The sequence below is a fragment of the Dactylosporangium sp. NPDC006015 genome (assembly GCF_040614215.1).
Classification (GTDB): Bacteria; Actinomycetota; Actinomycetes; order Mycobacteriales; family Micromonosporaceae; genus Dactylosporangium; species Dactylosporangium maewongense.
This window is the reverse complement of sequence record NZ_JBEXUD010000008.1, coordinates 179,640-192,784: the sequence shown is the minus strand read 5'-3', so window position 1 is coordinate 192,784 and position 13,145 is coordinate 179,640. Positions and strand designations below refer to the sequence as shown.

General features: G+C 73.4%; 16 protein-coding genes. 7 read left to right on the top strand and 9 right to left on the bottom strand.

Annotation, left to right across the window (positions count from 1 at the left end):
• Window positions 1-20: 20 nt before the first annotated feature.
• The 3 genes from ABZ321_RS16665 to ABZ321_RS16655 all read right to left on the bottom strand — a co-directional run bounded on the left by ABZ321_RS16665 (window position 21) and on the right by ABZ321_RS16655 (window position 3,094).
• Complete coding sequence (locus ABZ321_RS16665; RefSeq protein WP_354891805.1) at window positions 21-758, bottom strand: MerR family transcriptional regulator; 738 nt, start codon at window positions 756-758, stop codon at window positions 21-23.
• 138 nt (window positions 759-896) lie between these two features.
• On the bottom strand, window positions 897-2,282 hold the full coding sequence (locus tag ABZ321_RS16660) for a serine hydrolase domain-containing protein (protein WP_354891802.1): 1,386 nt from the start codon (window positions 2,280-2,282) through the stop codon (window positions 897-899).
• Between the two features lie 68 nt (window positions 2,283-2,350).
• Window positions 2,351-3,094 (bottom strand): SDR family oxidoreductase, encoded by a 744-nt coding sequence (locus ABZ321_RS16655; protein WP_344509736.1) that lies wholly within the window; start codon window positions 3,092-3,094, stop codon window positions 2,351-2,353.
• Between the two features lie 100 nt (window positions 3,095-3,194).
• Here ABZ321_RS16655 and ABZ321_RS16650 point away from each other — a divergent pair, with 100 nt between their 5' ends.
• The gene (locus tag ABZ321_RS16650) at window positions 3,195-4,037 is read left to right on the top strand and encodes a helix-turn-helix transcriptional regulator (protein ID WP_344509734.1); all 843 of its coding nucleotides are present in this window, start codon (window positions 3,195-3,197) and stop codon (window positions 4,035-4,037) included.
• A gap of 11 nt (window positions 4,038-4,048) precedes the next feature.
• Window positions 4,049-4,273: a Rid family hydrolase gene (locus tag ABZ321_RS16645; RefSeq protein ID WP_354891798.1), complete on the top strand. Its 225-nt coding sequence runs from the start codon at window positions 4,049-4,051 to the stop codon at window positions 4,271-4,273.
• Between the two features lie 293 nt (window positions 4,274-4,566).
• Here the strand turns inward: ABZ321_RS16645 and ABZ321_RS16640 are convergent, their stop codons facing one another.
• A complete protein-coding gene (locus tag ABZ321_RS16640) occupies window positions 4,567-4,929 on the bottom strand; it encodes a hypothetical protein (RefSeq protein ID WP_354891795.1) in 363 nt (120 codons plus the stop codon).
• Window positions 4,930-4,947: 18 nt separating this feature from the next.
• Here ABZ321_RS16640 and ABZ321_RS16635 point away from each other — a divergent pair, with 18 nt between their 5' ends.
• Complete coding sequence (locus ABZ321_RS16635) at window positions 4,948-5,556, top strand: hypothetical protein (protein WP_354891792.1); 609 nt, start codon at window positions 4,948-4,950, stop codon at window positions 5,554-5,556.
• 9 nt (window positions 5,557-5,565) lie between these two features.
• On the top strand, window positions 5,566-6,036 hold the full coding sequence (locus ABZ321_RS16630; protein WP_354892199.1) for a hypothetical protein: 471 nt from the start codon (window positions 5,566-5,568) through the stop codon (window positions 6,034-6,036).
• A 44-nt stretch (window positions 6,037-6,080) separates the two neighbouring features.
• On the opposite strand, the gene ABZ321_RS16625 is transcribed toward ABZ321_RS16630, so the two are convergent.
• The 4 genes from ABZ321_RS16625 to ABZ321_RS16610 are packed head-to-tail and all read right to left on the bottom strand — an operon-like array spanning window position 6,081 to window position 9,665.
• Window positions 6,081-6,722 carry a hypothetical protein gene (locus tag ABZ321_RS16625; protein WP_344509726.1) on the bottom strand — a complete coding sequence of 214 codons (642 nt, stop codon included), beginning with the start codon at window positions 6,720-6,722 and terminating at the stop codon, window positions 6,081-6,083.
• Between the two features lie 49 nt (window positions 6,723-6,771).
• Complete coding sequence (locus tag ABZ321_RS16620) at window positions 6,772-7,584, bottom strand: SDR family NAD(P)-dependent oxidoreductase (RefSeq protein ID WP_354891789.1); 813 nt, start codon at window positions 7,582-7,584, stop codon at window positions 6,772-6,774.
• Window positions 7,581-9,008 (bottom strand): NAD(P)-binding domain-containing protein, encoded by a 1,428-nt coding sequence (locus tag ABZ321_RS16615; protein ID WP_354891786.1) that lies wholly within the window; start codon window positions 9,006-9,008, stop codon window positions 7,581-7,583. The genes ABZ321_RS16620 and ABZ321_RS16615 overlap by 4 nt, the downstream gene beginning before the upstream one ends.
• Window positions 9,009-9,041: 33 nt before the next feature.
• Window positions 9,042-9,665: a TetR/AcrR family transcriptional regulator gene (locus tag ABZ321_RS16610; protein WP_344509720.1), complete on the bottom strand. Its 624-nt coding sequence runs from the start codon at window positions 9,663-9,665 to the stop codon at window positions 9,042-9,044.
• 45 nt (window positions 9,666-9,710) lie between these two features.
• Between ABZ321_RS16610 and ABZ321_RS16605 the strand changes: the two genes are divergently transcribed.
• Window positions 9,711-11,003, top strand: a complete 1,293-nt coding sequence (locus tag ABZ321_RS16605) for an MFS transporter (protein WP_354891782.1) — start codon at window positions 9,711-9,713, stop codon at window positions 11,001-11,003.
• Window positions 11,004-11,098: 95 nt separating this feature from the next.
• Window positions 11,099-11,914: a polysaccharide deacetylase family protein gene (locus ABZ321_RS16600; RefSeq protein ID WP_354891780.1), complete on the top strand. Its 816-nt coding sequence runs from the start codon at window positions 11,099-11,101 to the stop codon at window positions 11,912-11,914.
• Here the strand turns inward: ABZ321_RS16600 and ABZ321_RS16595 are convergent.
• A complete protein-coding gene (locus ABZ321_RS16595; protein WP_354891777.1) occupies window positions 11,901-12,542 on the bottom strand; it encodes an AAA family ATPase in 642 nt (213 codons plus the stop codon). The two genes, ABZ321_RS16600 and ABZ321_RS16595, sit on opposite strands and share 14 nt — an antisense overlap.
• Between ABZ321_RS16595 and ABZ321_RS16590 the strand changes: the two genes are divergently transcribed.
• Window positions 12,541-13,104, top strand: a complete 564-nt coding sequence (locus tag ABZ321_RS16590; RefSeq protein ID WP_344509711.1) for a dihydrofolate reductase family protein — start codon at window positions 12,541-12,543, stop codon at window positions 13,102-13,104. The genes ABZ321_RS16595 and ABZ321_RS16590 overlap by 2 nt on opposite strands.
• The last annotated feature ends 41 nt before the right edge of the window (window positions 13,105-13,145 follow it).

The following is a 13,145-nucleotide window of genomic DNA, read 5'->3' as shown; positions in this document are numbered from 1 at the left end:
TACCCGCCTTTCGCCGCCGTTCACACCGATCGCGCGAGCTCGGCGAGGCGGGTCCAGGCGGGTGACGACGCGCCGGCGGCGAGGGCGGCGAGGCGGGTGACGTCCGGGTCGGCGCCGGTGGAGGGCTCGCCGGACGGGTACCGCTCGGCGTGCCAGCGGCGGGCACGGGCGGCGAGGGCCGGCAGGGACGGGTCGTCGGGTGGGGCGTCGAACGCGGCGTCGTACGCGAGGTAGATCGCCTGGAACTCGGGGTCGTCGAGGGCGTCGAGCTTGTCGGTGATCCAGCCGTCCGCCGGCCGCGGTGAGACGGCGTGCAGCAGCACCCAGATGTCGCGCTCCAGCAGGACGGCGCGGTCGCTCACCCCGAGCGCGCGCAGCCGGTCGAGGTAGGCGGCGACCTCCTCGCTGACGAACAGGCGGTCGCCGGTCCGCAGCTGGGCGACGCGGTCCCGGCTGCGTTGGATCTTCTCGGCCTGGCGGCGCAGGTCGTGGTCGATCTCAGCGATCGCCGCGGCGAACTCCGCGGGGGCCGCGGCGAGGAGCTCCTTGACGCGGGCGAGCGGCACGCCCGCGTCGGCCAGGGTCTTGATCTGCACGAGCTGGATGGCGTGGGCGGCGGTGTAGCGGCGGTACCCGGACTCGTCGCGGGACGGCTCGGGCAGCAGGCCGCGCGCGTGGTAGTGGCGAACGGCCTTGATGGTCACGCCCGCGTAGTCGGCGAGCCGGCCGATGGTGAGCAGGTGCCGTTCGTCGCTCATGTCCCGCATCCTGTCAGCGTGGACCGGGCCGTCGGTGCCCCGCATCCTGTCAGCGTGGACTGGGCCGTCAGCGCCCCGCATCCTGTCAGCGCGGACCGGGCCGTCAGCGCCCCGCATCCTGTCAGCGCCGACCGGCCGTCAGCGCCCGGACGGGACGCGGCGGGTCATGCGGCCGCCCGAGCAGCGGTGGGTGGGGCCGTCCGGGCCGTCTCCGTGGTACGACACGAGGTACTGGCGCGACGTCAGATCGAGGTCGCCGAGCGGCAGGCCGGCGGGTGCGAACAGGTCGGCGCCGACCGGTTCGTACCGCAGCGGCGGAACCACGAACGGGCCGCCGACGAACCCCGTGAACGTGGCCTCCTGCACGGCGTCGGCGGGTTCGTAGGTGATCCGCTCCTCCAGCTGCCCGTCCACGACGCTGACCTCGATGCGCAGCTGGTCCGACCGGTAGGTGCCCACGTAGCGCGACAATGCAACGTCTGTTGGATTCAGGGCCACCGGCGCGGCCGGCAGCAGCGACGACAGCAGCGCGTCGTGCAGCGACAGGGCGCGCGCGTCGTTGCCGTACGCGGCGAACACCAGGCCCTCCGAGGGCGCGACGGCGAGCACCGCGACCCCGCCCGGCGACGCCCCGGACATCGTCAGCACGGTCGTGCCGCCCAGCTCACGCACCAGCCAGCCCATCCCGACCGGCGGCACGTTCGGCGTGCCCAGGTCGTGGGCGACCGTGCGCATCAGCTCCGCCGAGCGGGCCGAGATCGCCGGTGTACCGCCGCCGGCGAGATGCGCCCGGCCCAGCGCGAGCAGGTCCCCGACGGTCCCGATCGGCGTGCCGCCGGCCGGTGCCCACGTCGCGGGGAGCGTGAACATGCCGGTGGTCCGCACCGTGCCGGTGACCGGGTCGGCGAAGTGCCCGACCGCGGTGCCGCGCAGGATCGCCTCCTCCGCGGACGTGCACGCATCGGTCATGCCCGCCGTCGCGTACACCTCCCGCCGCAGCAGCTCGTGATACGGCGTCCCGGTGACGACCTCCAGCATCCGCCCGGCGACAATCATGCCGCCGTTGGAATAGCTGACGAGCTCGCCCGGCTCGAACAGGGTCCCGCACTGCCGGCCCAGCCCGTCCAGGTAGATCCGCAGCGCGTCGGGGCCGCACCCGGCCGGGAAGAACAGGTCGGCGTCGATCCCACTCGTGTGTGTCAGCAGGTGCCGCACGAGGATCCGGCCGGCCGCGCCGGGCGTGGTGAGCGTGAACTCTGGCAGGTACGTCACGACCGGCGCGTCCAGGTCGACGGCGCCGAGCTCGACCTGCCGCAGCACGAGCATGGTCGTCATCACCTTCGTGATGGAGCCGAAGAGGAACCGGGTGTCGCCGCGCATCGGCGCGCCGGTGGCGGCGTTGGCCACCCCGTGCGCGACGATGTGCTGCCCGCCGGCGTGGTGTACGCCGGCGACGTAGCCGGGGATGTTCGTGGTGTCGCAGAAGGCCGCGACCCGCTCGCTGATGTGCGCCATGTCGGTCATGCCGCCCATCGTCGGACCCTGCCCCAAGGTCAAGGTCAAGCCCGCGTTCAGCCCTGTTGCGTCGGCACTCAGCCTTGTTGCGTCGGCACGACGATGATCTCGGCCAGGTTCACGCGGGCCGGTGCGGCCGTCGCGTAGGCGATCGCGTCGGCGACGTCCTCCGGCGTGAGCACCTCGATCGAGTCGCGCCACTGGGCGAGCTGGTCGCGCTGGGCGGTGTCGCGCATGCCGTCGCCGAGCTCGGTGAGCACGAAGCCCGGTTCGACGTTCTTGACCCGGACACCGCGCGGGCCGAGCTCCGCCCGCAGGTTGCGGGTGAGGTGCGCGACGGCGGCCTTCGTGGCCGTGTAGACGCTGTAGTTCGGGAAGACCATGTGCCCGCCCACGGACCCGACGTGCACGAGGTCCGCCGCCCGGCCGTCCGCGGCCGCCGCGAGCAGGTCGTCGATGAACGCGCGGCCCGTGTGCAGCAGCCCGCTGACGTTCGTCGTGATCATCTCCTGCCACTCGGCGGTCTGCGCGGCCTCGAACGGCGCGGCGAGCATGACCCCCGCGTTGGCCACGACGAGGTCCACCCGGCCGAACGCCTCGCGGATCGTGGCCGCGGCGGCCCGCATCGCGTCGAGGTCGCCGACGTCCGCGGCGACCGGCAGCGCGCTGCCGCCGATCTCGGCGGCGAGGTCCTTGAGGCGGCTCTCCCGCCGCCCGACGAGCGCGACGGCCGCGCCGCCGTCCGCCAGACGCTTCGCGGTCGCCGCGCCGATGCCGCTGGTCGCTCCGGTGACGACGGCGACCCTGTTGGTGTTTGTCATGCCTCCACCGTCGGCGCCTCGGCACAATCCATCCAGGACGGGATTTACCTGGGAGTACCACGGCCAGGCAACCGCCGTCCGAGCCGCCTACGCTGGACGGATGCACAGCGACAACCGGCTCGGCGAGTTCCTGCGGGCGCGCCGCGAGGTGACCCGGCCCGAGGACTTCGGCCTGCCCGAGCCGGCCCGCCGCCGCACCCCCGGCTTGCGCCGGGAGGAGGTCGCCCTGCTCGCCGGGGTCAGCGCCGACTACTACGTGCGGCTCGAGCAGGGCCGCGAGAAGCACCCGTCGGACCAGGTGATCGATGCCCTGGCTCGCGTGTACACGCTGAACGACGAAGGCATCGCGCACCTGCGGGAGCTGGCCCGCCCGGCATCCCGCCCGCGGCGCCGCCCGCGCCAGCCGGAGCGCGTCAGCGCGCACCTGCTGCGCCTGCTGGACCTGTGGACCGAGACGCCCGCCATGGTGGTCGGCCGCCACCTGGACGTCCTCGCGAACAACGCCCTCGCCGCGGCCCTCAACCACTGCTCGGTCAAGGGCCAGAACCAGGTCCGCGCCGTCTTCCTGGACCCCGCCACCCGCCGGATCTACGCGGACTGGCCGAAGGTCGCCGCCGAGACCGTCGCCAGCCTGCGCGCCACTGCGGGCGCCGACCTCGACGACCCCCGCCTCACCGACCTCGTCGGAGAGCTGTCGCTGAAGAGCGAGGACTTCCGCCGCCTGTGGGCCCGCCACGACGTGGCCGCGAAGACCGCCGGCACGAAGCGCTTCGTGCACCCGATGGTCGGGGAGCTGACCCTGTCGTTCGAGACCTTCACCGTCAACGGCGCCCCCGGCCAGCAGCTGCTCGTCTACCACGCCGAGCCCGCCACCCCGTCCGCCCAGGCGCTGCGCCTGCTCACCACCATGACCACCGACCTGCCCACCACCGTCCCGGCCTAGGATGGGCTGGCGTGGAACACTTCACCCGCCCGGACGGGCTGCCCCCGGTCAACGGCTACAGCCACGCGGTCCACTTCTCCGGTGAGTTCGTCGCCGTCTCCGGCCAGGTGCCGTTGGATTCCGCCGGCGGGCTCGTCGCCCCCGGCGACCCGGAGGCCCAGATCCGCCAGGTGTTCGCCAGCCTCCTGGTGCACCCCGCGTTCCGCGTGGAGGTCGACGCCCTCGCGACCGTCTGACGCGGCCGTAATCCCCGGCCGGGTGGATATTCTCGTGGCATGGATCTCGGGACAGGTGGCGGGGTAGCGGGACCGATCCGGACGGCGCCGGCTCCGGTGGACCGGTTGACGCTCGTGAACAGGGTCGACGCCGGCGACTGGGCCGTCGAGCTCCCGCGGCCCGTCTTCCTCCGCAAGGGCGAGCAGGTGTGGGTGGACGGCGGCGCGGTCTGCGTCGGCCGTCCGGACGGGGACGTCGTCCGGCACGAAGGCAGCGGCTATTGGATTTGCGGTAGGGGCTTCCCGTGGCGAGGTCAGTTGTAGAAGGTGCTGCTGCCGTAGTGCAGCGGGGTGCCGTCGAGGATGACGGGGTGGCCGGGCGGGAGCGGGGGGCCGTCGAGGGCGGGGATCGTGATCCCGGTGAGGTCGGGCGGGCAGAAGTCGTCCCCGTCGTCGCCCTCGTCGTCGTCGGAGACCGTGGCGAGCAGGTCGATGCTGACGTCGAGCCGGCTGTCGCGGTACACCTGCAGCGCGCAGGAATCGGTCCAGCTCGGGTTGACGTCCAGGGTGTCCAGGACGCGCAGCAGGTCGGCGTGGTCGCTGAGGACGAACCAGTCGGTGGCCGTGTCGTTGTTGTTCACCATCGAGGTGCGGCGGACGACGTACCAGCTGTACATGGCCAGTACGGTAGCGCCGTGGACCTCGAGGGACTGCGGCAGGCGGCGGAGGCCGGTGGTGCGGGGGCGGCGCGGGAGCTCGGGCACCGCCTGTGCGTGCTGGAAGGGGCGTCGTCGCTCGAGACGCCGGACGACGTGCCGGAGGCGGAGGGGTGGCTGCGGCGCGCGCTGGCGGCCGAGCCCGCCGACCCGGTGACCGCGACCCTGCTCGCGGGGCTGTTGCTGCGGCAATTCCGCACCGTGTTGGAATTTTCGCCACTGTACGACGGCACCGGCAACCGACAGGCCTGGCTTCGCAGCCTGTGGGGGCGTCGCGCCGAGGCGTTCGAGCTGTACGGCCGGGCGCTGGACGCCGACCCGGCGCACGCGGCCGCCGCGAACGGGATGGCGCTGCTGGTCCTGGACGAGTCCACGACCGACGACTTCGTCTGCTACACCGGCGAGGACGAGCCCGAGGACCTCGACGCGCAGGATCCCGCCTGGCGTGCGGAGGTGGCGCGCCGGCTCCGGGCGCTGCTGGCGCTGCGGCCGCGGGACACGATGGCCGCGGCGCACCTGGCCGCGGTCCTCGGCGAGCCTTCACCCAGCCAGGAGGAGGTGCCGGCCGGAGCCGCCGAAGATCGTTAGGGCGTGCTGATGGCGCGGGCGGACGAGGAGAGCACTGCGGCCGGGATCTACGGCGTCATCGTCAGCGCCGCCGTCATGGCCGCGTCGCACGCCCACACCGCGGCCGCCACCGCCGTCGCGGTCGTGGTGACGCTGCTCGTGTACTGGAGCGCGGAGCGCTACGCGCGGCTGGTCGCCGAACGGATCCACGAGGGGCACCGCCCGGCCTGGGCGGTGGTCCGCCGGCAGCTCGCGAGCGGCTGGGAGATGGTGACCGCCTCGGCGGTGCCGGTGGCGGTGCTCGTCGCGGCCGACCTGGCGGGCCACTCGCAGCTGTGGTCCGTGGTCGCCGCCCTGGTCTGCTCCACGCTGCTGCTGTGCCTGGCGGGCTGGGAGGTCGGCCGGCACGGGCGGCTGAGCCGCGCCGAGCGGGTGGTGTCGGCGGCCGTCGCCGGCAGCTTCGGCGTCGCACTGATCGTCCTGAAGACGGCCCTGCACTAACTGTGCGCCGGTCCGGCACTCGGAGCGGCCGGACCGGCGGGGCGTCAGAGTGAACAGTTCTCCGTGAGGACATCCGCGGGCTGCAGGTCGTCGGGGTCGAACCGGGTCCGCCAGGTCTTGCCGTCCTCGAAGGTGATCTCGACCTCGTGCTCGGCGACGAACCGGGCGGACTTCACCCTGATTTCCGGGGTGTCACCGAAGGTGGCCTCGACGCAGATGAGGGGGCGGGCGGACTCGCGGGTCAGGATGCCGTCGGGGCGACCCACCCGGAGCTGCTGACGGAAGATGATGTCCGACTCCTCCAGGCTGACGAGCTGGAACCTGCCGCTCGGCGAGGCGGCGAGTACGGTGCGGTCCCAGTGGGGGTCGACCAGCAGGGCGAGAAGGAAGCCGCCGACCGCGACGATCAGGGTCAGCACGGCGCTGCCGACCCCGACCGCGATGGCAGCGCTCCGGTTCCGGATGATCAGCACGGCGACGACCCCACCGGCGAGCGGCGCCAGCGTGAGGGCACCGGCGAACCAGTACCCGCCAAAGCCGAGCACCACGAAGTGCCACGGGTTCCAGGCGGCCACGGCGGCGACGATGATAAGGACGGCGGCCACGGCGATGATCGTGAGGGCGGCGCGGACGCGGGTGGGGCTGAGCGGGGTTATAGGTGCGCGAGGCGTTGTGAACGAGCTCATGCGCGCGATCGTCGTCAGTGCCGTCCGGCCACGCCGCCCTCAGTCGCGATCATGACAGAAAGCGGCGGACCATGCCTGCGGCGAGAGGGGCGTCGGCGAAGGCACCCGCGGCGAGTCTGGCGGCAACGGTACGACGGACCATGGCGTCCGCTACGGACGGGAAGTGGCGGGCGACGGCCATCTCGAAGCGGCCGCGGCGGGTCGTGGCGACCGCTCGGGGCGCCTTGCGGGCGGTGGCGGCGCGCACGATCGCGGTGACGACCCCGTCGGCCGGCTCCAGCCTGGACACGCCCTGCAGTGACAGGCCGGCGGCGGCGGTCGTGTCGTGGATCGGGGACGCGACCATGCTCGGGTAGACCACGCTGACCCCGACGTGGGTGCCGACCTCGAGGCGCAGCGCGTCGGCGTACGCGACGAGGGCCCGCTTGCTGACGCCGTACGCGGCCGCGAGGGGCAGCGGCAGCACGGCCATCCTGCTGGCGACGAACACGACCCTGCCGCGGGACGCCTCGAGGGCCGGCATGGCGGCGGCGGTCGTGCGCCACGCGGCGAGGAGGTTGACGTCCAGCTGCCGCGCGACGACCTCGTCCGGCGGCAGCTCGGCGGGTGCGGGACCGCCGACGCCGGCGTTGTTGACGAGCAGGTCGAGGCCGCCGAGCCGGTCGACGGCCGCGGCGACGGCGCCGGGGACCGCGGTGGCGGAGGTGAGGTCGCAGGCGAGGACGGGCACCGGCCCGGCGACGGCGACGAGGTCGATGCCGACGACGGACGCGCCCGCCGCCGTGAACCGCTCGCCGAGCAGCTTTCCGAACGTGCCGTTGGCGCCCGTGACGACGACCCGCCGCCCTCGCAGCGCGCTCACGTGCCGGCTCCGCCGCCGGGCGCCTGCCGTGCGCCACCGTCTGCTCGCATCTCGCCGCCTTCTGCCCGCGTCTCGCCACCGTCTGCTCGGATCGGACCGCTGGGCGCTGGATTCTGGGTGGCCGCCGCGCGTTTGCGGCCGGTGGCCAGTTCGCGGGCGGCGAGGTCGAGGTAGGCGTCGAAGTCGATCCGCATCGCCGGGCGGCGCTCGCCCCACCTGTCCCGTGCCGCGCGCAGCTCGGCGGCGCAGTCCTTGCGCTGCGCGGCGAGCGGTGGCAGCGCGTAGGTGCCCGCGAGGTGCCCCGCGACCAGCCTGGCCTGGGCCTCCACGACCGGCAGCGCGGCGCCGGTCGACTGCATCAGCCCGACGAACATGAGGCCCGGCGCGTCGAGGTGGAACACGTGCCGGTAGAGCGGCAGCCGGTCCGCGCCCTCGCCGAGCAGCGCCGGGTCGAGGAACGGCACGTCGACGCGGTAGCCGGTACACCAGACGACGACATCGACGGAATCCCTGTTGCCGTTGGAAAAAATGACGTCATCGCCGTCGAAACGGTCGATCGCCGGGCGCACCTCGATCTCGCCGTGGGTGATGCGCGGCAGGAGGGCGTCGGACAGCGTGGGGTGGTCCTGCAGGAAGCCGTGGGCGGGGGCGGGCAGGCCGTACCGTTGCGGCGGCCCGACGGCGAGCCGCAGCATCGTCTGGCTGATGCGCTGCCGCGCCCGCCACGGGAGGCGCTTCGCGAGCGCGCCGTTGAGGGTGTCGGACGGGCGGCCGAACAGGTACTTCGGCACGATCCAGACGCCGCGGCGCACCGACAGCAGGGTGCGCGTGGCGGCGTGCGAGGCGTCGACGGCGATGTCCATGGCGGAGTTGCCGCCGCCGACGACGAGCACCCGGCGGCCCTGCAGCTGCTCGGGGCCGCGGTAGTCGTGGCTGTGCAGCTGGGTGGCGGTGAGGTCGCCCGGGTGCGGCGGGTCGGGCAGCCGGGGCACGGTGTTGTGCCCGCTGGCGACGACGACGGCGGCGGCCGTCACCTCGACCGTCCCTTGTGGACCTTCCGCCGCGACCTCCCAGGTGCCGTGCCGCGTCTGGTGAACGCGGGTCACGACGTGCCGGTGGCGGATCCGTTCGTCGAGGCCGAACGTGCGGGCGTAGTCGGCGAGGTACGCCGCGACGCTCGCGTGACCGGGGTAGTCGGGCCAGCCGGCCGGCATCGGGAAGTCGGCGAACTCGGTGCGGGTGCGGCTGGTGTTGAGGTGCAGCGTCCGGTACGCCGACGAGTGCGGGCCGCCGAGCACCCACAGCCCGCCGGGCCGGTCACCGGCGTCGAAGCAGATCGCCGGCACCCGCGCGTCGGCGAGGGCCTTGAGCGTGGCGAGCCCGGCCGGCCCGGCGCCGATGACCACCACCCTGTATTCCAACACGCGTTGGATTCTGCGCGCCGGCCACCGGGGGCGTCAAGGCTGCCCGTACATGCGGTCCAGCCAGCGGTGCACGAACGCCCGCAGCGCGAACCGGGAGTCCTCGGTGACCTCGCCGTGCAGCGCCGTCACCGTGTGGGCGTGCACGGCCCAGATGAGGCTGCGCACCGCGAGGTGCGGCTGCGGCTCGTGCAGCACCCCGGCCCGGTGCGCGGCGGCCAGGACCGCCTGCACCTGCTCGTACAGCGGCGTCGAATACTGCTCGTCGACGCCCGCGTGCCGGTCGGGGTCCAGCCACCGGCGCAGCCACAGGCCGGTGGTCTCGGGCCGCTCCTGCAGGAAGTCGACGAACGCGTCGAGGACGCGGTGCAGCCCCTGCATGTCGTAGGCGCCCTTGATGACCGGCTCCAGGGCGCTGCGCTCGGCCTCGAAGACCGCCGCGAAGCAGGCCTGGTAGAGCGCGGCCTTGCTGCCGGCGTGGTGATGGACCGTGGCGACGTCGACGCCCGCCGCCTCCGCCACGGCCCGGACGCTCACCGCGTCGAAACCGTGGCGCGCGAACAGCTTGGTCGCCGCCCGCACGATCACCTCACGGGTGCCTGCCATGTCTGCCGCGCGGGGCCGCCCGGGGCGCCGGCGCGTGCTGTTCAGATCGTCCATCGTCGCCTATTATCCATCGCACGTTGGATTACGGGAGCGTGGTTCATGTCGAACGTCCGGCTGCCGCTGCGCGGTCTCATCCCGTTCGCGACCGGCTCCGTCGGCATGGGCGTGTGGGTCACCGTGCCCGGCCTGCTCCTGCTGTACTTCCTCACCGACGTCCTCGCCGTCACACCGCTGCTCGCGGGGTTCGTCCTGCTCGCACCGAAGATCCTCGACGTCGTCCTGCACCCGTGGGTCGGCCGGCTCTCCGACGCCGACCTGGCCCGCCGCGGCCACCGGCGCCGGCTCATGCTGGCCGGCAGCGCGCTCGCCGTCGCGTTCGCCGCGCTCTTCGCGGTCCCCGGCCTGCGCGGCGCTCCGGCGGGGCTGTGGGTCGCGGTCGCGTTCATCGCCGGCAACCTCCTCTTCGCCGCGTACCAGGTCCCCTACCTTGCCACTCCCGCGGATCTGCGCATCGACTACCACGAGCGCACCCGCCTGATGGGCTTCCGCATGGTGGTCCTCACCGTCGGCATCCTGCTCAGCGGCGTGGCCGCCCCCTTGCTCGCTTCCCTGCTCGGGTACGCCTGGATGGGCCTGCTGCTCGGTGTCGCCATGTTCGCCGCGATGCTGGTCGGCATCCTCGGCGTCCGACGACTTTCGGCAGCGGCTCCGGTACAGCCTGCCGCAGGCACGCGGCACGGGTTGCTGGCCTCGCTGCGGGACCGGCAGTTCCGCACCCTGGTCGCGTCCTACCTGGCGATGTCGACCACGACGCACCTGGTCCTCGCCGCCGTGCCCTACTTCGCGGAGTACGAGCTGGGCCGCCCCAAGCTCACCACCGTCCTCGTCGCCGCGTTCGTCGCCCCGGCGATCCTCGCCACGCCGGTCTGGGTGGCCGTCGCCCGCCGGATCGGCAAGCAGCGCGGCCTGCTCGTCGCCCAGGTCGCGTTCGTCGCCGGCTCGCTCGTGCTCGCCCTCGGCGGCGCCGCGGGCCTGCCCCTGATCGTCGCGGCGGTCGCGGTCCTGGGCGTCGCGTTCGCCGCCATGCAGCTGCTGCCCTTCTCGATGCTCCCCGACGTCATCGCCGCCTCCGGCCCCGACGGCACGACCCGCGCGGGCGGCTACACCGGCGTCTGGACCGCGGCGGAGGCGACCGGCGGCGCGCTGGGGCCTTATGTGTACGCGGCCTGCCTCGCCCTCGGCGGCTTCGCGGCCAGCGCCGCCGGCGAGCACGTCACACAGACGCCGTCGGCCCTCGCCGCGGTCCGCTACGGCTTCGCCCTCGTCCCGGCCGCCCTCATGACCGTCGCCGTCCTGCTCCAGCGCCGCTACCGCCTCGACGCGGACCGCTGACACTCTCCGCGTCCGGGGTGTGCAACCCTTTGCGGGCCGATCGCGTCAAGAACAGTGCGTCGGCGTGATGTGATCATGCACCGGAGGTGACCGCTGTGACCGGACTGTCCCGCAGGCGCCTGCTCGGCGCCGGGCTCGCCGCGACCGGCACGGCCCTCGTCGCGGGCGGCTCGGCGGGTCCGCCGCTCTCTCCGGCTCCGCACCGCGGCCCCCAGCCCGTCCCCGGGGCGGCCGCCTCCACACAACCCTCGCCCCCGGCGCCGTCGCCCTCGCTGCCGCCGATGCCGCCGCTGGACCGGCCGGTGTTCACGCTGGAGGAGTACCGCAAGCTGAGGCCCGGCCCGCCCTTCCCGGCGAACGCGGTGGCCCTGACCATCGACGACGGCCCGCACCCCAGGTGGACGCCGAAGGTGCTCCGGCTGCTGGACCGCTATCACGTGCCGGCCCTCTTCTGCCTCATCGGCAACCAGGTCCTCGGCCACGAGAACGTCGCCAAGGACCTCGTCGCCGCGGGCCACCACGTCGCCAACCACACGTGGAGCCATCCGGCGAAGCTCGCCCAGTTCGACCCGGGCCGCGTACAGCAGGAGATCGACCGCGCGCAGGACAAGATCTACTCGACCACCGGCAAGCTGCCGACGATCTTCCGATCCCCCGGCGGTGCCGTCTCCCCCGCCGTCCTCGCCGCCGCGGCCCAGGCCCGGATGCTGCCCATCAACTGGACCAACGACCCCCGCGACTGGACCCAGCCCGGCACCCGCTCCATCACCGACCACCTCCTCGCCGCCCGCCCGGGCCAGATCCTGCTCTGCCACGACGGCGGCGGCGACCGCGCCCAGACCTGCGCCGCACTGGAGACCGTCATCCCCGCGCTGCAGGCCCGCGGCTACCAGTTCGTCATCCTCGACTGAACCCGAGCACCGCCTCGACCACCGTGTCCAGCGGCGCGACTGTGTCGACCGCGAGGTGCGGATCGGTCCACGGCGCATACGCGAGGGCCTCGACGTGCACCCACGTCGGCTCCGGCAGGTGCCGCAGCCCCCGCCGCCGGCCTTCCAGACGCCGGCGGTGCTCCTGCCGGTCCGAGCACGTGAGCACCACGAACTGCAACCCCGACCCGGCCCGCGCCGCAGCGCCGCGCCACGTCTGCCGGGCGGGTTCGCTGTCGTTGACGGCGTCGACCACGACGATCCGGCCCAGCGCCAGGTTCTGCTCGGCGAACGCCCTGGTCACCTCGTACGCCGCGACGCCCGTCTCCCACCCCGCGGCCAGCCCGGCGCCGAGCATCGCGTCCTCGGCCTCGTCGATGGACAGCTGCACCGCACCCAGCCCGGCGGCAACCCCCGCGGCCACGGCACTCTTCCCGGTCCCCGGCAATCCAGATACGACGATCAGCACACCGCATCGTCGCAGAACTGCCGCCGGGCGGCTCGCTCGATGCACCCTGTGTCGCGCGTCACACGATGGTGATGTCGAGCTTGGCCTGCGCGCCCCGACCTCCAGGTGACAGCGTCGGTACCACAAGGAGGAGCGAGCCATGCGGAAGATCATTTACTGGGTGCACACGTCGGTCGACGGGTTCATCGACGGGCCGAACGGGGAGTTCGACTGGACGACCATGGGCCCGGGGCTGTCGGCGTACTCCGAAAGCCTCGACCAGCGGGTCGACACGCTGCTCTTCGGACGGCCCGTGTGGGAGATGATGGTCGGCTTCTGGCCTGACGCGGAGTCGATGACGGACGATCCGCACGTCACCGCCTTCGCCCCGTTCTGGCGCGCGACCCCGAAGATCGTCTTCTCCCGGACGTTCGAGGGCGACGCGTGGACCAGCCGCGTCATCAGCGACAACCTGCGCGACGAGGTGCTCGCGCTCAAGGCGGAGCCCGGCGCCGACCTCCTGCTGACCGGCGGCGCGTCGCTCGCCGCCGCCCTGACGGACCACGGCCTCATCGACGAATACCACGTGGCGGTGCACCCGGTCGTCCTGGGCGGCGGCCGCCGCCTGTTCGCCGAGCCGAAGCAGCGCCTCAACCTGCGCACCGTCGCCTCCACCCTCGTGGACGGCGCCGTTCCCGTGACGCACTACGAGCCGTCCGTCTGAACCACGCCCGACCCGCGCCGTCGACCATGGGAAGTCCCGCG